The 16,750-nt window shown below is 57.3% G+C and carries 16 protein-coding genes; 8 read left to right on the top strand and 8 right to left on the bottom strand.

Features of this window, described 5'->3' with window-relative positions; translation table 11 throughout:
• Window positions 1-60: 60 nt before the first annotated feature.
• The 5 genes from ACN28Q_RS07840 to ACN28Q_RS07820 are packed head-to-tail and all read right to left on the bottom strand — an operon-like array spanning window position 61 to window position 5,378.
• Window positions 61-921: an ATP-binding cassette domain-containing protein gene (locus tag ACN28Q_RS07840; RefSeq protein WP_095845834.1), complete on the bottom strand. Its 861-nt coding sequence runs from the start codon at window positions 919-921 to the stop codon at window positions 61-63.
• Window positions 918-1,910, bottom strand: coding sequence for an ABC transporter ATP-binding protein (locus tag ACN28Q_RS07835; protein ID WP_095845833.1), 993 nt, complete (start codon window positions 1,908-1,910; stop codon window positions 918-920). The genes ACN28Q_RS07840 and ACN28Q_RS07835 overlap by 4 nt, the downstream gene beginning before the upstream one ends.
• An 11-nt stretch (window positions 1,911-1,921) precedes the next feature.
• A complete protein-coding gene (locus tag ACN28Q_RS07830; RefSeq protein WP_095845832.1) occupies window positions 1,922-2,857 on the bottom strand; it encodes an ABC transporter permease in 936 nt (311 codons plus the stop codon).
• A gap of 10 nt (window positions 2,858-2,867) precedes the next feature.
• A complete protein-coding gene (locus ACN28Q_RS07825; protein ID WP_095845831.1) occupies window positions 2,868-3,785 on the bottom strand; it encodes an ABC transporter permease in 918 nt (305 codons plus the stop codon).
• A 60-nt stretch (window positions 3,786-3,845) separates the two neighbouring features.
• On the bottom strand, window positions 3,846-5,378 hold the full coding sequence (locus ACN28Q_RS07820; RefSeq protein ID WP_095845830.1) for an ABC transporter substrate-binding protein: 1,533 nt from the start codon (window positions 5,376-5,378) through the stop codon (window positions 3,846-3,848).
• Window positions 5,379-5,444: 66 nt separating this feature from the next.
• Between ACN28Q_RS07820 and ACN28Q_RS07815 the strand changes: the two genes are divergently transcribed.
• Window positions 5,445-5,648 carry a hypothetical protein gene (locus tag ACN28Q_RS07815; RefSeq protein ID WP_095845829.1) on the top strand — a complete coding sequence of 68 codons (204 nt, stop codon included), beginning with the start codon at window positions 5,445-5,447 and terminating at the stop codon, window positions 5,646-5,648.
• Window positions 5,649-5,775: 127 nt separating this feature from the next.
• Here the strand turns inward: ACN28Q_RS07815 and ACN28Q_RS07810 are convergent, their stop codons facing one another.
• From ACN28Q_RS07810 to ACN28Q_RS07800, 3 genes are all read right to left on the bottom strand, one after another.
• Window positions 5,776-6,276: a fimbrial protein gene (locus ACN28Q_RS07810; protein WP_095845828.1), complete on the bottom strand. Its 501-nt coding sequence runs from the start codon at window positions 6,274-6,276 to the stop codon at window positions 5,776-5,778.
• 13 nt (window positions 6,277-6,289) lie between these two features.
• On the bottom strand, window positions 6,290-7,252 hold the full coding sequence (locus ACN28Q_RS07805; RefSeq protein ID WP_230469457.1) for a fimbrial protein: 963 nt from the start codon (window positions 7,250-7,252) through the stop codon (window positions 6,290-6,292).
• A 256-nt stretch (window positions 7,253-7,508) separates the two neighbouring features.
• A complete protein-coding gene (locus ACN28Q_RS07800) occupies window positions 7,509-7,856 on the bottom strand; it encodes a hypothetical protein (protein ID WP_183096686.1) in 348 nt (115 codons plus the stop codon).
• Between the two features lie 677 nt (window positions 7,857-8,533).
• Here ACN28Q_RS07800 and ACN28Q_RS07795 point away from each other — a divergent pair.
• The 7 genes from ACN28Q_RS07795 to ACN28Q_RS07765 all read left to right on the top strand — a co-directional run bounded on the left by ACN28Q_RS07795 (window position 8,534) and on the right by ACN28Q_RS07765 (window position 16,535).
• Entirely contained in the window at window positions 8,534-9,058 is a 525-nt protein-coding gene (locus ACN28Q_RS07795) for a fimbrial protein (protein ID WP_095845827.1), read from the top strand.
• 140 nt (window positions 9,059-9,198) lie between these two features.
• Window positions 9,199-9,744 (top strand): fimbrial protein, encoded by a 546-nt coding sequence (locus ACN28Q_RS07790; protein ID WP_095845826.1) that lies wholly within the window; start codon window positions 9,199-9,201, stop codon window positions 9,742-9,744.
• Between the two features lie 47 nt (window positions 9,745-9,791).
• Window positions 9,792-12,350 carry an outer membrane usher protein gene (locus tag ACN28Q_RS07785; protein WP_095845825.1) on the top strand — a complete coding sequence of 853 codons (2,559 nt, stop codon included), beginning with the start codon at window positions 9,792-9,794 and terminating at the stop codon, window positions 12,348-12,350.
• Window positions 12,351-12,468: 118 nt separating this feature from the next.
• Window positions 12,469-13,236, top strand: a complete 768-nt coding sequence (locus ACN28Q_RS07780) for a fimbria/pilus periplasmic chaperone (RefSeq protein WP_413541198.1) — start codon at window positions 12,469-12,471, stop codon at window positions 13,234-13,236.
• 78 nt (window positions 13,237-13,314) lie between these two features.
• Complete coding sequence (locus tag ACN28Q_RS07775) at window positions 13,315-13,971, top strand: fimbrial protein (RefSeq protein ID WP_095845823.1); 657 nt, start codon at window positions 13,315-13,317, stop codon at window positions 13,969-13,971.
• A gap of 194 nt (window positions 13,972-14,165) precedes the next feature.
• A complete protein-coding gene (locus tag ACN28Q_RS07770) occupies window positions 14,166-14,714 on the top strand; it encodes a fimbrial protein (protein WP_095845822.1) in 549 nt (182 codons plus the stop codon).
• 102 nt (window positions 14,715-14,816) lie between these two features.
• Entirely contained in the window at window positions 14,817-16,535 is a 1,719-nt protein-coding gene (locus ACN28Q_RS07765; protein WP_329957325.1) for a PglL family O-oligosaccharyltransferase, read from the top strand.
• The last annotated feature ends 215 nt before the right edge of the window (window positions 16,536-16,750 follow it).

The following is a 16,750-nucleotide window of genomic DNA, read 5'->3' as shown; positions in this document are numbered from 1 at the left end:
GTGTGTCCTCTACATCAAATAATGAGTGCTTGTCTTACTGCGCTAATGGCACTGGCCGTTTCAGTGCGCCGTAATGTCCGGAATGCCCAGCGCGGCTTCCGGTGTGAGCACCGAGGCCAGCAACATCCGGGTGTAGGGATGCTGCGCCGAGTGGAAGATGTGCTCGCGCGTGCCCTGTTCCACAATCGTGCCCTTTTGCATCACCGCGACGTGATCGACCAGGTGCTCCACCACCGACAGGTTGTGGCTGATGAGCAGGTAAGTCAGGCCAAACTCCTTTTTCAGCGCCAGCAGCAGGTTCAGGATTTGCGCCTGGACGGAAACATCCAGGGCGGATGTCGGTTCATCACATATCAAGATGTCGGGGCGCATAATCAGCGCCCGGGCGATCGCCACCCGTTGGCGTTGGCCGCCGGAGAGTTGGTTGGGGTATTGGGCGTGGGTGCGCGCCGGCATACCGACCACGTCCAGCATCTCTTTTACCCGGGCTTTGCGCTCCGCCGGCGTGCCGATGCCATGTAGCCGCAGGGCCACTTCCACAATGTCTGCGATGGTGCGGCGCGGGTTCAGCGACGAGTAAGGGTCTTGAAAGATCGGCTGGATGCGCGCGGCCATCGCTTTGCGATTGGTGGCGTCGATTTCTTTGCCTTCGATCAGCACGTTGCCGGATGTCGGTTTCAGCAACCCGAGTAGCATTTTGGCCAGCGTGCTTTTCCCGCAGCCGGATTCGCCGACCAGGCCAAGGGTTTCGCCCCGGCGTACCCGCAGGGAGACGTTATTGACCGCCCGGATCTCGCCCGGGCGGGCGAACAGCCCACGGTTCAGACGATAGACCTGCGTCAGGGCGCAAAGCTCCAGCGCAATATCCTCGTTGCCGGCGATGTGGGTCGGCAACGCGGAAGGGATTATCGTGGTATTCATATTCCCTCCAGTTCGCGGGCCACCTGAACGCAGCGCACCGCATGGTGCGCGCTAACATTGACATAGGGCGTCGTTTCCTGGCTGCAGGCGGTGCTGCATTGCCCGCAGCGGTTACTGAATGCGCAGCCGCGTTGGGCGCCGATCAGGCTGGGCACGACGCCGGGGATCGCCCGCAACGGTTGCCCCGGCACGGTTTTCCCCTGAATGGGAATGCAGTCAAGCAGGCCGCGGGTATACGGGTGGCGCGGTTGGTTGAAGAGCGTCATCACCGAGCCGGTTTCCACGATTTGGCCGGCGTACATAACGGCGACCCGATCGGCGATCCGCGCCACAACGCCCAGATCGTGCGTAATGAAAATAATGGCGGTGCCCATTTCCTGCTGCAGTTCGCGCAGCATGCGCAGGATCTGCGCCTGGATCGTCACGTCCAGCGCGGTGGTGGGCTCATCGGCGATGATCAGATCCGGCTCGCACATCAGGGCCATGGCGATCATGATGCGCTGGCGCAGGCCGCCGGAGAGCTGGTGGGGATATTGGTTCAGGCGATCGGCCGCCATCGGGATGCCAACCCGTTCCATCAGGTAAACCGCGCGATCGCGGGCAACCGCGTGCGACACTTTCCGATGTGCGCGCAGGGTTTCGCATAGCTGATTGCCCAGCGTAAAAGAGGGATTCAGCGACGTCATCGGCTCCTGGAAAATCATCGACATCTGATCGCCGCGTAACGCTGCGATTTCGCGCTTTTTCAGCGTTTGCAGTTCCGCGCCCTTGAACTGCATCCGCTCCGCCGTTCTGATGGCCTTCGCCGGCAGAAGATCCATCAATGCCAGCGAAGTCATGGATTTACCGCAGCCGGATTCGCCCACCAGGCACAGCATTTCGCCACGCCGCACGGAAAAGTCGATGCCGCGCACCGCGTGTAGCATCCCGCGCGCGGTTGGAATGTCCACCTTCAGCCCTTTAACATCGAGCAACATGTCATTATTCATGGCGTTTTTCCTCAGTTACGTCCGTCCAGCGCGGTGATGTCGCGCAGGCCGTCCCCCACCAGATTGATGCCCAACACCAGGATGGCGAGCGCGCAGCCGGGGATCAAAATCACCCACGGCATAAAGAACATGTAGGCTTTGCCTTCGGCGATCATCAGCCCCCAGGACGGCATCGGCGGCTGCACGCCAAGCCCTAAAAAGGACAGCGTGGCCTCCAGCAAAATGGCATGGGCGATTTCAAGCGTGGCGACGACGGTCAGCGGCCCGAGCAGGTTGGGCAGGATCTCGCGCAGCATGATGAACAGCGAAGAGGCGCCGAGCGTTTGGGCGGCGGCGATAAACTCCGCTTCGCGCAGTTGGCGGGTGACGGAGCGCGAGACGATCAGAAAACGATCCCACAATAATAGCCCCAACAGCAGGATCACCACTTTCACCGAGCCGCCCATCAGCGAGGCCGTCGCCAGGGCCACCAGGATCACCGGCATGGACAGGCGCACGGTCAGGATATAGCTGACCACGGCATCCACCCGGCCGCCGAAGTAGCCGGCCAGTACCCCGAGTGTTATGCCGATGCCGCCGGCCACCAGCACGGAAACCAGGCCGATGATCAACGAAACCTGCGCGCCGTATAGCAGGCGGCTTAGGTAGTCACGCCCCAGTTTGTCGGTGCCGAGAATATGTTCCCAGCTGCCTCTTTCCTGCCAGACCGGTGGGATCAACCGTTGGCTGATATCTTGCGCGTAGGGATCGTGCGGGCTGATGAGCGGCGCCAGAATCGCGGCGATGACAATCACCCCCAGGATCACCAGGCCGATCGTCATACTGCGATGGCCGAAGATTTTTCCCAACCATTTGCGCCAGGCGGTGGGTTCCGGCAACAGCGAGCCGGGATCGGCCGCCGGCGTATTGCCGAGTGGCGCGGAAGAGAGAGATAACGAGGTTTTCATGGCCGCCCCTTTATTTGGTCCGTAGACGTGGATCCAGCGCCGCATTGAGCACATCGGCTATAAACGTCAGCCCGATGTAGAACACGGCAATAATCAGCACGATGGCCTGTACCACAGGAAAATCGTTGCGCGAGATGGAATCCCAGGCCAGCTGGCCCAACCCCTGCAGGGCAAAAACGGATTCGATCACCACCGAGCCGCCGAGCATAAAGCCCAGCTCGACCGTCGCCAGCGCCACCACTGGGATAATGGCGTTGCGCAGGCCGTGTTTGACGATCACCTGAAACGCACTAAGCCCTTTGGCTTTGGCGGTGCGGATATAGTCCGAACCCAGCACATCCAGCATGCCGGAGCGGGTCAGGCGCATCAGCGACGGCATGGCGTAGTAGCCGAGGGCGATGGCGGGCAACACAAAGTTTTGCCAACTGCCGTTGCCGGCGACCGGCAGCCATTTCAGCTCGACGGCGAAAATCAGAATCAAAATCAGCGCAAACCAGAAGTTCGGCATGGCCTGGCCGATAACCGCGATGAAAATCGAGCAGCGGTCGATCCAGCTATCGCGGAAAACCGCCGCCAGCACGCCAAGCGGAATGGCTACCAGCAAGGCGATGCCCAGCGAAAGCACGCCGAGGTTCAGGGTGATTGGCATCCGCTGGCCGATCAGCTCCATCACGGTGTTTTCAAAATAGAAAGAGCGTCCGAAATCCAGGTGCAGCGCTCCCCACAGCCAGTGCAGAAACTGGGTGTACAGCGGTTGATCCAGCCCGTATTGCACGCGGATGCGGGCAACCACTTCGGCCGAGGCGTCCGGCCCGGCGATCGCCGCGGCCAAATCGCCGGAAAGGTGCAACAGCGAAAAGCTGACGACGGCGACGGTGAACAGCACCGCCAGCGCCACGAGAAGCCGATGTAAGATATAAATAACCATGAGCTGTTCCTGATTATTGCCAACGTGGCGGGGGGAAACCGGCGGCGCCCCCTGCGCGATTTATTTCCAACTGGCCATTGCAAAGCGCGGCAGCTCATCCGGCCAATCGTCAAAATTCAAATCAGCGGTGAAGGCATAGTTCGTCGAATAGGAGAACAGCGGCGCCAGATAAGCCTGCGACGAGATCCTGCCCAGCGCGTCTGCGTACAATGCGCTGCGCTGTTGGGCGTCGATGGTTTCGTCGGCTTTGGCCAGCGTGCTGGTCACCTGCTGATCTTTCCAGATGTCGTCGCCTTTGCCGCCGAAGTACGGTGAGGTAAAGGCGGAGGCGTCGTTGATCGAGAACGATCCCCAGGTGCGGATGGCCATTGGCGCCTTGCCGGAAATCAGATCGGCGGCCAGTACGGAATACTGGACGTAGTGCAAACGGGCGCGGATCCCGACTTTGCGCAGATCGCCGATGATCGCTTCGGCATAGTCGCGCTCGCGGTAGGCCCAGATATCGGTATCAAAGCCGTTGGGGTAGCCGGCTTCCGCCAACAGTTTCTTGGCTTTTTCCGGATCGTATTGATACTTCACCACCTTGCTGGTGTCGCAGGCGGTTTGGGTATGGAAGCAGGCGGAATAAACCGGCTGGCTGCCGCCGCGCACCAGGTTTTTGACCATGCCCTCACGGTTGATGGCGTAGTTCACCGCCTGGCGCACGCGCACGTCTTTAAAGGGTTCGCCCCCCGGGCCTTTGGCCTGCGGATTCAGCGCCAGAAAGCCGATGCGCATGGTTTCGCCGCTTTTAACCGTGACGTTCGGCATGGTTTCCAGCATGGTGAGCTGATCGGCCGGCACCCGCCAGATCCAGTCCACCTGGCCGGTCATCAACTGCGCCAGCCGGGTTTCCGGATCCCGAATCACTACAAACTGCAGTTTGCCGATCTTCGGTTGCCCGACGGGGCTTTGTGCAAAATAGTCCGGGTTCTTTTCCATGTTGATGCCCTGGCCCGGCGTGACCTGCGTAATCTTGTAAGGGCCGGTGCCGATAGGCGCTTTGCTGAAGCCAGCCAGTTTCACACGCTGGAAATAGTTGGCCGGGTAGATTGGCGTCGGCCCGGAAAGATATTCCAATGCCGCCGGGAACGGTTTGTGCAGATGCAGTTTTACCGTGTAGTCATCGACTTTTTCCGTTGTCTGGATCCAGTTGACGCTCTGCGGCATAACGGAACCGGTGTTGTCGCCGGCGATGTGGTTGAAGGTATAAACCACGTCGTCGGCGGTGAAATCGTCGCCGTTATGGAATTTAATCCCTTTGCGCAAATGAATCAGCAGCGTCACCGGCGATTCCCACTTCCAGTCGGTGGCGAGCTCCGGTTTGTATTCCCCGGTTTTCGGATCGCGGAAAATCAGCGTATCCCACACAAGGTGCGTGATGATCACGCCTTCGCGCAGGTTATTGTGGTATGGGCTGACGTTCTCAACCTCATTATCCGAAGCATACACCAGGGTATCATTCGCTTTCCCCGCATAGCTGGACGCGGCGTATCCAATTACCAATGCAAATAAAGCGCTTTTTTGTATCAGTCTTGCCAGGGAATACGTCATGCCATTCTCCATACGATTAAATGATGAAAGAATTAAAAGGGTGCATAGAACTGAGGGAACAGAAGGGTGCAAGAGTTGCGCCAATCGCCGGCGGAAATCCTTACTGATTTTCGCTTCCAGCTTTCTAAAAAAAAGAAACCGGCGGCGTGGCCTGCTTTATTTTTGCATGCTGGTGGCTGGGCGATAGGGCAGAAAGGCGAGCTTAACGGTGCCGTTGAGCAAGATACCGTGTCGTTTGGCTGCGTGGGTTCCCCTATGGCAGTGCGCTAATCTGGGGGATGTGCACCATTTGAAGGCGAAAAAGTGTGCACGCCATCAAATGGGGAAGTGAAGCGTGGCGGTAGACAACCCGGCCGCCTGACGATACCTGCGGCCGGGAATGGGGCAAAACCGTGGGTTAAAAATAGTCCACCAGCATGGTGGCGCCGCTGGTGAACTCCCCTTCGGCCAGGGTGGCGGTGGTGCTTTTCACCGGCACCGCGTCCAGCGCGGGCAGATTGGTGTAATCAATATTAAAGGGGGAATTGATGGTCAGGGCGTTCCCATTAGCTAACAGCCGGATGCCCAGCCCCGTCACGTTGGTGGTGATTGCCGATGCATCAAACGAGGTCACGCTACCGACGATTTTCATCTGCAGCTGTTTACTGCTGTCCAGAAATTCACATTTCACCGTGTAATTCAGCCGTTGCATGTAACGGTTGCCATCGATTTTATTGACCCCAACAGTGCCGAATTCCACGTCGATGGTGCGATCTTCATTAATCACGCAAGGCGGCGGCGCCACCACGGTGCCTGATATGACAATCGGCGTGCCCTGATTATCAGCCGCCACGGCAACGCTGGAAAAAGGCACAGAGACGAACAAAAAATAGAATAACCTGCGGCCACTGTTGAACATATCTCCCCCTGGCTTAAGGTGCGCTGAAAATCAGCGTTGCCGATCCGGTAAACGGACCTGTTGCGATGTCGCTGTAAGCGACATTGTTTTTCACCGGGACAAAGGTCACGGTATCGTTGCCGACGCCATTGGTGACACGGGTGCTGAAGGTGTTGTTGGGGCTAATCACCTGATTGTTATAGACCAGGGCGACGCCGACGTTCGCATTGGTGGTTTTGATATAGCTGGATGAAAACGGCGCCGCATCGCTGACCAGGCGGATCTGCACATCCTGCGTGGCGGTGAGATCCTCGCACTGATAGGTCAGCGCCTTGTCTTGTTTAATCTGGGCGTCGGCGATCGTCTGGGTCAGGTAATCCTGCCGGATCTGGTTAAAATCGACGTTGATTTGCTGGTTATTGTTGATCGTGCAACTGGTGGTAACGAAGTAGGCATCGTTATCGGCGATCAACTGCCAGCGATAAGGGCCGCACTGCGGGCAGCCGGCCCGGTCATTGGTTTGCACAAAGTTGATTTGCCCAATGATATCGCCTTGGCTGATTTTGATATCCCGCGTGGGTGCCTTGTTCAGCACGATATATACGCGCAGGGTCACGGTTTGCGAGGCCTTGTTGGTCAGCGTCATGATACTAATGCCGCCCGGAACCGGCGCGGTGTAGTCCGTGCCGTTAATGGTTGCGCCAAAGCCAATACTGCCAAATAGAGCGGTGTTGAGCGACAGGGCCGAGGAGTCGGTTTTCAGGTAGTCCGTCCATGAAGCGACGTCGTTGGTACAGGTGACCTGGCTAACGTTGACGATTTCGTTTTTGCCGTATTGAAGATTTGGGCCGATACGCACCCTGACATTTACCGGCGTGGTTGACCCGCCTGGGGAAATAACGCCGCCGTCAGAGGTTCGGCAGGTGAAAGCGTGCGCATTGTTCGCCAGCAAAAAAGCGCAGCAGGCGAGCAGGCTATAAAAGATTTTTTTTCTCACCGTAATATCTCAATAGTAAGTGATTAATATGTCCTTTCGAACGGCGCGCGTTCAAGGGTTAAGAATGCGTCAATTCGGGTTAGCATTGGTTAGGGTTACATATAACGCTATGGGCAATAATGATTTGCCCGCAAATCGTTATTAGAGGTAAATGTAATAATTTGAAATATTTACTCACCATTAAAAAAATGCCCTTAAAATATATCCATTTTTAACCATAAAGGAGTATTGTGTTTCGCTCATTTATAGCCGGGTTCTAGCGTAGAACGTGATGGATTCTTCTTATGGATGATTTTTGGGGAGCAATGCGGTACGTTCTGCTGTGATAACTATTAGCCAAGGCAGTGGGATACCAACGCAAGGAATTTTTCACCGGGCCGGATGAAACCAACACGTCGCCGAGTTCAACCATTTTCAGCAATAACGTTCGCGCGCGGTATACGCCTTCATTGATGACTTCCGCCAGCCTGCGGGTTGTCAGCCATTGTTCTTGGGGAGGGAGTTCCCCACTTTTAAGGGGGCGTGGCGACAGTAATAATAACGCCTGATGCAGCGTTTGGCACAATTGCTGAGTTTCCTTCCTTTTGGGGGATAGATCGTCCATTCGCTTCTCCATTCCTCGCTGTTCTTTTGCTGTTGCCGCCGGCTATCGTATTTTTCATGGCGGCTCCGTTTTTCGTCTAAAACGGTAAGAAAAGCAAAAGAGTGACTATTGCTGATGATTGACGTAATCAGCTCCCTGAGAGTATTTCCTATGGATTTTGGCCGTTTAGGCCATTGAGTCCCTTTTCGTCAACTTGGTTTATTGTATTACCTAACAGCTTCTTTGTGGATCTTATTTGATGTGATAACTGAAAAAACAGAATATTATTTTGATTTTAATTTTTTTACGATCTATGTCTCTAAAAAGAAACATTAAACTACTCCGCTAAAGGAAAAAAATGTGAATATCGCCACTTTTGCAAAAAAAGCTTTTTTTAAAGTTGGCCTTTTGTAAGAATCTCATTTGCCAATCAAGGGGAGAGATTGGGATGAAAAAGGATTTTGAATCATAAAGGATTATTCAACCGCCTTGCTTTTCAAATCCATTTTAATTAATTGATTTCATAGTCTTAATACCATCATGGATGGTATCTGGATTTTTTAATGTCCCCTTTTGTTTTGGCAGTGACTCATCTTCAATGTACTAAAGAATAAGAGCAGCGATCGCGGTGTATATACATGCGCCATGCTCTTACCTTTATTGGAAACCAGCTTTTTCTTATAAGGAATATAGGTTCTATGAAACTGAACAAAATCATGATGGCCGCTGTGATGGCAATGGGTGCTACTTCATTTGCTCACGCAGCCGATCAGGGCAACGGTAAGGTGTATTTCACTGGTTCCATTATTGATGCCCCTTGCTCAATTTCTCCGGACTCAGAGAAGCAAACTGTTGATTTGGGCCAGATCTCTAACGTTGCGCTGAAAGATGGCGGCAAATCTAACCCGCGTACGTTCGAAATCAAGCTGGAACAGTGTGATACCACCACCCTGAAAACCGTAACCACCACCTTTACCGGTAAAGCATCGCCAAACAACAGCGATCTGCTGGGTATTAACGGCGGCACCGCAAGCGGCGCTGGCATCGGTATTACTTACGGCGGTGAGAAAATTAAACTGGGCCAGGCGACTGCTGCACAGACGCTGAACACCGGCAACAACACGCTGGCCTTCGCCGCGTACCTGCAGGGTGAAGGTGCTTCCGCCGCCATCGTCCCGGGTGACTTTACTGCCGTTGCCGACTTCACGCTGGCATACCAGTAATAACCGCTATATATACCCAAAATAATTCGAGTTGCAGGAAGCCAACACACCTGCAACTTGAAGTAGGAAGGGTATAGGCATGTGCCCCGTGTTTTGCACGGGGCGCAGCCTGGTTGACCACCTGCATAAGGGATGCCGCGATGTTTTTACAAGGGAGTAAGGCAGGCGTGACGCCTTTTATATTGATGCTTGCGTTGGTCTCTGCCCCGGGTGGCGCCGCGCCAGCCCTGCAAGGGTGGGGCAGGGTCAATATGCAAGGCGCCATTATCGATACCGCCTGCGCTATCGCTGCCGGTAGCCGGGAACAAACCATTGATATGGAAACCCTTCCGGTGGGGCAAATCATGCGTGATGGCCAGGGTTTGACCAAGCCTTTCAGCATCGAATTGATCAATTGCGTGTTGGAACGGGCAGGAAATAAGCCGAACTGGAAAAATTTCCAGGTTACGTTCGATGGCCATGCGGATGGCGATTTATTTGGTGTGCAGGGTGAAGCCCGCGGTATCGGCTTGAAAATTACCGATAACAACGGCCATGTTGTTATTCCCGGAGTGCCATTACCTATGGAAGAAATAGAGCCAGGGAATATGACGCTGAATTATTTCATGACGCTGATACCTAATCATCAGCCGTTGAAGGCGGGAACGTATTTCTCCACGGTGCGGTTTAAACTGGATTATTTTTAATTTTCTCGCGTACTGACGATTAATCCGTTTTCGAAAGGATTTGTATTATGCTTTCACCGGCAGGGAAGTTATTTCGTCTTCATATTCTGGGATTATGCGTTGCCCTCGCGTTCGGGCAGCCGATAGTGCAGGTTTATGCTGCTGACGAGATCCAATTTAACACGGACGTTTTGGACACCAACGATCGTAACAATATCGATCTGAGCCAGTTCTCCCGTAGCGGCTTCATCATGCCCGGCACCTATACCATGGTGTTGCACGTCAACAAAAGCGATATGCCTGAACAGCCGGTAGCTTTTGTTGCGCCGGAAAACGATCCTAAAGGCAGCGAGGTCTGCTTGTCGCCAGCGTTGGTTAATCAACTGGGGCTGAAGGAAAATCAGACCAGCACGCTGGCCTGGACGCACGGCGGCCAATGTTTGGATCTGCACAGTTTGCCGGGCATGGAAGCGCATGGCGATCTGAGCACCTCTTCTTTATACCTGAGTATTCCGCAAGCCTACCTGGAATACACCTCCGAGAACTGGGATCCGCCTTCCCGCTGGGATGAGGGCATCCCGGGGTTGCTGTTTGATTACAACGTCAACGCCCAAACGCAGCAGCGCCACCGCAGCGGCGGCAGCGGTAGCTACAGCCTGAGCGGGAACGGCACCACGGGCGCCAACCTTGGGGCCTGGCGCCTGCGCGCCGACTGGCAGGCAAACCTCTCACACCAGACCGGCTCTGGCCAACCGACGGACAGCCAGTTCGACTGGAGCCGTTATTACGCCTATCGGGCCATTCCGGCGCTGCGCGCCCGCATGTCGATGGGGGAGGACTACCTGAGTTCCGATCTGTTTGACAGCCTGCGTTTCACCGGCGCCAGCCTGCGCTCCGATGACAACATGCTGCCTCCGAACCTGCGCGGCTATGCGCCGGAAGTTTCCGGCGTGGCGAAAACCAACGCCAAAGTGGTGATCAGCCAGCAGGGCCGGGTGCTGTATGAAACCCAGGTCGCCGCAGGGCCGTTCCGGATCCAGGATATTAATGACGCTGTCTCCGGCGAGCTGGACGTCAGGGTGGAAGAGCAGGACGGCAGCGTACAGACCTTCAAAATGAACACCGCGAGCATTCCTTACCTGACGCGCCCCGGCAGCCTGCGCTACAAGCTGGCAATGGGTAAACCGTCGGATTGGGAACACCGGACGCGCGGCCCGCTGTTCGCCACCGGGGAGTTTTCCTGGGGGGTGAGCAACGGTTGGTCGTTATACGGCGGCGGCATCGGCGGCGGCGATTACAACGCGTTGTCCGTGGGGCTTGGGCGCGATTTGATGGCGTTGGGCGCCCTGTCGTTCGATGTCACGCAGTCGCGCGCCGACTTGCCGCAGCAAGGCACGCTGACCGGCGGTTCTTACCGCCTGAGCTATTCAAAAAACTTTGACGAATACGACAGCCAGATCACGTTCGCCGGCTACCGCTTCTCACAGAAAGACTTCATGAGCATGGCGGAGTACCTGGATGCGCGCTACGAAGGCGAACGCAGCGGCAACAGCAAAGAGCTGTATACCATCACCTTTAACAAACAGTTCCGCGACTGGGGATTGAGCACCTATCTGACCTACAGCCATCAGACCTATTGGGATCGCGCGGCGAACGATCGTTACAACCTGATGGTGTCGCGCTATTTCGACGTCGGTAATTTCAAAAACCTGAGCGTATCGCTGTCGGCATATCGCACACGCTACAACGACACCAACGACGACGGCATGTACCTGTCGCTGTCGGTGCCATGGGGTAATAGCGGCACGCTGAGCTACAACATGGCGGCAAGCCGCGATGACAACACGCACCGTATTGGCTACTACGACCGGGTGGATGAACACAATAACTACCAGATCAGCGCCGGTAGCGCACGCAGCGGGGCGACGGCCAGCGGTTATTACAGCCACGAAGGCGATATGGCACAGATTAGCGCCAACGCCAGTTACCAGGGCGGCAGCTACAGCGCGATGGGGCTGACGGCACAGGGCGGCATCACCATGACGCCGCAGGGCGCCGCGCTGCACCGCGTTACCAGCCAGGGCGGCACCCGGCTGATGCTGGATACGGAAGGGGTGGCTGACGTACCTGTGCGTGGCTACGGCAGCACGATCATGACCAACCGGTTTGGCAAAGCGGTGATAACGGATGTGAACAGCTATTACCGCAACAAAGCGAGCATCGATTTGAACCGCCTGGGCGACAACGTTGAAGCGACGCGCTCGGTGGTGCAGGCCACCCTGACGGAAGGGGCCATCGGCTATCGTCAGTTTGACGTCATCGCCGGTGAAAAAGCCATGGCGATTATCAAACTGGCAGACGGCAGCGAGCCGCCGTTCGGCGCCACGGTGATGAACATGCGCAAACAGACAACGGGGATTATCAACGACGGCGGCACCGTTTACCTGTCGGGTATTAACCCGGGTGAGGTGATGCAGGTGCACTGGAATGGCGGCCCGCAGTGCCAGGTGCAAATGCCGACGCCGCTGCCGGCAGAGATGCTGATGAACAGCCTGCTGCTGCCTTGCCAGCCGTTGAATAGCGCTAAAACGCCCGCTGCGGTTGCCGCGAAAGAACAACAGCAATAACGGTGCACGGGGCGGAAACCAACGTCCGCCGCCCCGGCGCAATATGCCCCCGGCGTCACAGAGCCTGATGCCGGTGGATCCTAATTGAGCGTAACGGATACTCACTGCGAAGAAGATGATGAACCAGAACCTTATCAAACAGAAACAGCGCGTTATTTTCAAACTGGCGGCCGTCGGCGCGCTGATGGCCGGGATGCTGGCGCAATCGGCGCAGGCGGCGATCGCACTCGATCGCACCCGGGTGGTTTTTGACGGCAGTCAAAAGACGATGAGCCTGAATATCAGCAACCAGAACAAAAACTTGCCCTATCTGGCGCAGGGGTGGATCGAGGATGAACAGGGCAACAAAATTCAAAGCCCGTTCACCGTGTTGCCGCCGGTGCAGCGCGTGGAGCCGGGCAAGCCCAGCCAGGTGAAAATCCAGGCGCTGCCGGTGGCAAAACAGCTGCCGCAGGATCGCGAGACGCTGTACTACTTCAACCTGCGTGAGATCCCGCCGCGCAGTGATAAGCCAAACACGCTGCAGATAGCACTGCAGACGCGGATCAAAATGTTCTATCGCCCTGATGCGATCGCTCCGGTGCGCAATGCGCAGCCGTGGCAGGAAAAACTGACGTTAAGCAAGCAGGGGGAGCGGTATGTGGTGCACAACCCAACCCCTTACTACGTGACGATAGTGGAAGCCAGTACTCGCAAGCAAGGCACTGCGTTGGACGGCTTCACGCCGTTGATGGTGGCGCCAAAAAGCAGTGCGCCGATGAGTGTCAGCGCCGCGGCGCTGGGCGGCAGCCCGGTGCTGACCTATATCAATGATTATGGCGGCCGGCCGCAGCTGACGTTCCGCTGCGGCGGCAGCGAGTGCCAGGTTGTGCCAGAGAAGAAATAAGCTGCCCGGCGTGCCGTTATGTCAAACGGCAGGGAAGGGACAACCCCGGCAATAGACACAGACAGCGGAGAGAAAACAATGCGACGGAATAGCCCAAAATTGTCTGGCAAAGCCTACCGGAACTATCAGCGCCAGCGGGTTAGCCTGATGGTGGCGGCAGTATTAATGGTGCCCTTGGCCGTGGGGATGTTGCTGATATTGATGCCCCGAGCGCACGCCGTGGATAACTGGGACGTGCAGGGGGCTAACGGCGTGCTTTACGTTTCCGGCGTCCTGACGGAAAACGCCTGCGGCCTGGAGATGGAGTCCGCGCGCCAGGAGGTGTGGTTAGGGGAGACCGGCACGGCGCAATTCCAGCATATCGGCGATCGTGGCACGCCGGTGGCATTTGTTCTGCGCCTGAAAGACTGCCTGCGGGCGCCGGCCAGCAACCGCGATCCCTGGGGGGGCGCACTGGCCTGGAGCGGCCGCGAGCCGGCGGTATCCGTCAGCTTCGGCGGCCCCGCGGATGCGGACGCACCGGGGCTGGTGAGCGTGACTGGCGCAACCGGGTTGGGGCTGCTATTGGCGGATAGCCGCGGGCAGCCGGTGCGGTTGGGCGCCCGTAACAAACCGGTGCTGCTCACGCCGGGGAACAATACCCTGACGTATACGGTAACGCCGATACGCACGCCGGCGACGTTGAACCCCGGGCGCTATCAGGCGGTGATTGATTTCCGGCTGCATTATGACTAAGAGCCTACCCCATTAGGGCTATTTTACTTGCCATTTTGGCCCTGGGCAGTGCTCGAAATCCTCACGTACTCCGTGTACGTTCCGGTTTCTGCGCGCTGTCCGTGTCCAAACTGGCTGCGACAATAACGCCTACTGGGATAGGCTCTAAGGCGCCCGGAGTAGGATGCGGGTGCAGCAATAAAGGGAACGGCGCTATGTTGATGATAAAGAAAAAGCCGCAGGGTGTGGCCCTGCTCGCTGCAATGCTGCTGGCGGCTAGCGGGCACGCGGCCGCGGCGAATGGCGAGAATATGTATTTCCACGGCACGCTGGTGGCCGAACCGTGCGTGATCCCGCCGGGTGAAGAAGAGATTGCGCTGGATTTTGGCACCATTGTCGACAAATACCTGTATCTGAACACGCGCACTCTCAGCCGGCCTTTCACGCTGCATCTGACGGAGTGCGATACCAGCCTGGGGAATACGGTCACGGTCACCTTTAGCGGCACAGAGAACAGCCATTTGCCAGGGCTGCTGGCGGTTGACAGCGGCAGCGCTGCCTCGGGGATCGCCGTTGGGCTGGAAACCCAGGACGGCCAAGCCCTGCAACTCAATAAGGCCACCAGTAAATACCAACTGACAGACGGCAGCAACACGATATCGCTGCAGGCCTATGTGCAGGGCGAACCCGACGCCATCACCAACAAAACGATCGGGCGCGGCACATTCAGCGCGGTTGCGACGTTCAGCCTGGCGTACGAATAAGCCGCCCGTCGAGCGTTCCGGCGGCCCATGCCGCCTGCTTCCCTTGGCCGACCGTGTTGTCCCCCAGGGGCGTTTGGTTTTCTTTTCTTATGGCGTGATTGCGTGTTGCGAATAGAACGGTTGTCGGTTGTTTATTTTATCGGCCTGCTGGCTTTGTCGGTGTGCTATTTCCCCAATATGGGCGGCGTTGGCCTCAATTTGCCGGTGAATGCCCTCTGTTATGCGGCGCTTGCCGGCGTGATGTTGTTTATCTGGTGCCGCCTGCCGTTAAGGCGCGGCATCGTGGTGACGCCGGCCAGCGGCTATTTGTTGGTTGCCGTGGCGTTGCTGTTTATTCCCTTGGCCTATGGCTATGCGCCCGGTTTCTCTACCGCCGCCTGGCGGCTGGCGGGGCTGTTGGCCGGTTGGGGCTTTTACTTTTCATGGCTGCAGGTGCGCATGCCGTTTCGGCTGCGCGCGCACCTGATGGTGCTCTTGCTGCTGCTGGTGCTTGGGCAGGCCGCGATCGCTTTGCTGCAACTGTTCGCGCCCGCATTGAGTTGGGTGCCGCTGCGCGGGACGCGGGTATTCGGCGTGTTTCAACAGCCCAATGTGCTGGGCAGCTTTATCGCCACCGGGTTGGCGCTGGCGCTGATGCTGTTTTTATTGCCGGGCTACGCACTGAAATCGGCGAAACAGGAACGTTGGCGCCGCGGCGGGTTGGGCGTGTTGCTGGTGCTGCTGTCGGCGCTGTTGGTGTGGATACAGTCGCGCGCCGGCTGGCTGGGCGGCGCACTGGCGGCGCTGGGGTTCCTGCTCTGCTTTGGCCGTCGTTACCGCTGGCAGGCAGCGGCGGCTGCGGCGCTGGTGTTGGGCGGCGTGGGCGTGGGGATTGCGGTGTTGCTGGGGCAGGAAAGCGCCGGCGTATTGCGCTATCTGACCCATGAACAGTCGAACCTGGCGCGCGTTTTGATGCTGCAGGATACGCTCAGGATGATCGCGGAACGGCCCTTTGCCGGCTGGGGCTACGGCAGTTTTGATTACGCCTTTCAGCATTTTCGCGTGCACCAGGCCTCGCCAACGCAGGTGCAGGAAATTGCCCGCCATCCCCACAATGAAATCTTGTTGTGGTGGGTAGAAGGCGGCCTAATCGCGGTGTTTGGTCTGGGAGTGGCGATCGCCGCCAGCGCGCGGGTGTTGCGGCAGGCCGTCAAGCACGATCGGGCGGCGTTTGTCGCCGGGCGCGCCAACGCCGGCGAGGCGACGGCACTGTGCCTGGTCATGGTACCTATGCTGATGCACACCCAGCTTGAGTATCCGTTTTATCTTTCGGCGTTGCACTGGGCATTGTTCATGCTGTTGCTGGCCACGCTGGATCGTCTTACTTGTCGAAAGCGCAGGGTGGTGCGTCTGCCCCTGATGGCCGGTGTAGCGCTGAAGGCTGGGTTGGCATCGGTGCTCGCCGTCGGCGCTGGGGTGATGCTGGCGGCTTTTTATACCGGGCAGACGCTGACCTGTGTTGAACGCGGCGGCCTGCGCGATGTTGAACCGCTGGCTGCTTTGCCGCCGGTGGTCGCCTGGCCGTTGCAAGAGCGCCTGGCATTTGATCTGCAAACCCATGCGCTGCTGGTTTACAACCGCACCCGGGACGAGGCGCTGCTTTGGCACTATGCCGACTGGGCCGAGGCCTATTTGGCACAGCGGACCGACGCCAATGTCTACGCCAGCCTGATTGCCATTTTGTATCACCAACAGCGGAATATGGCGGCGGAACGTTATCGCCGCGAAGCGGCTTTGCTGTTTCCAAAGGATCGGCGTTTTTATCCGCTATACCCAAAATAATTCGAGTTGCAGGAAGGCGGCAACGCAGCGAATCCCCAGGAGCTTACTGGAGTAAGTGACTGGGGTGAGCGACAAATCTGCCAGGAGCAGATTTGAACGCTGTTAGCAGCGGCCCCGAAGGGGCGAGGCCCAGGGACGGGCCGAGTAACCAAGCCAACACACCTGCAACTTGAAGTATGACGAGTATATAGCCTCTATGCGCCCGCCGGGCAGAA

Origin of the sequence: Gibbsiella quercinecans (assembly GCF_002291425.1) — a bacterium.
Taxonomy (GTDB): domain Bacteria; phylum Pseudomonadota; class Gammaproteobacteria; order Enterobacterales; family Enterobacteriaceae; genus Gibbsiella; species Gibbsiella quercinecans.
This window is presented reverse-complemented; position numbering and strand designations above follow the sequence as displayed.

Coding starts and splice junctions, on each gene's coding strand:
- ACN28Q_RS07780 (WP_413541198.1), top strand. CDS start 12,469: ATGAACCAGAACCTTATCAAACAGAAACAGCGCGTTATTTTCAAACTG.
- ACN28Q_RS07795 (WP_095845827.1), top strand. CDS start 8,534: ATGAAACTGAACAAAATCATGATGGCCGCTGTGATGGCAATGGGTGCT.
- ACN28Q_RS07810 (WP_095845828.1), bottom strand. CDS start 6,276: ATGTTCAACAGTGGCCGCAGGTTATTCTATTTTTTGTTCGTCTCTGTG.
- ACN28Q_RS07790 (WP_095845826.1), top strand. CDS start 9,199: ATGTTTTTACAAGGGAGTAAGGCAGGCGTGACGCCTTTTATATTGATG.
- ACN28Q_RS07785 (WP_095845825.1), top strand. CDS start 9,792: ATGCTTTCACCGGCAGGGAAGTTATTTCGTCTTCATATTCTGGGATTA.
- ACN28Q_RS07820 (WP_095845830.1), bottom strand. CDS start 5,378: ATGACGTATTCCCTGGCAAGACTGATACAAAAAAGCGCTTTATTTGCA.
- ACN28Q_RS07835 (WP_095845833.1), bottom strand. CDS start 1,910: ATGAATAATGACATGTTGCTCGATGTTAAAGGGCTGAAGGTGGACATT.
- ACN28Q_RS07830 (WP_095845832.1), bottom strand. CDS start 2,857: ATGAAAACCTCGTTATCTCTCTCTTCCGCGCCACTCGGCAATACGCCG.
- ACN28Q_RS07825 (WP_095845831.1), bottom strand. CDS start 3,785: ATGGTTATTTATATCTTACATCGGCTTCTCGTGGCGCTGGCGGTGCTG.
- ACN28Q_RS07840 (WP_095845834.1), bottom strand. CDS start 921: ATGAATACCACGATAATCCCTTCCGCGTTGCCGACCCACATCGCCGGC.
- ACN28Q_RS07770 (WP_095845822.1), top strand. CDS start 14,166: ATGTTGATGATAAAGAAAAAGCCGCAGGGTGTGGCCCTGCTCGCTGCA.
- ACN28Q_RS07800 (WP_183096686.1), bottom strand. CDS start 7,856: ATGGACGATCTATCCCCCAAAAGGAAGGAAACTCAGCAATTGTGCCAA.
- ACN28Q_RS07775 (WP_095845823.1), top strand. CDS start 13,315: ATGCGACGGAATAGCCCAAAATTGTCTGGCAAAGCCTACCGGAACTAT.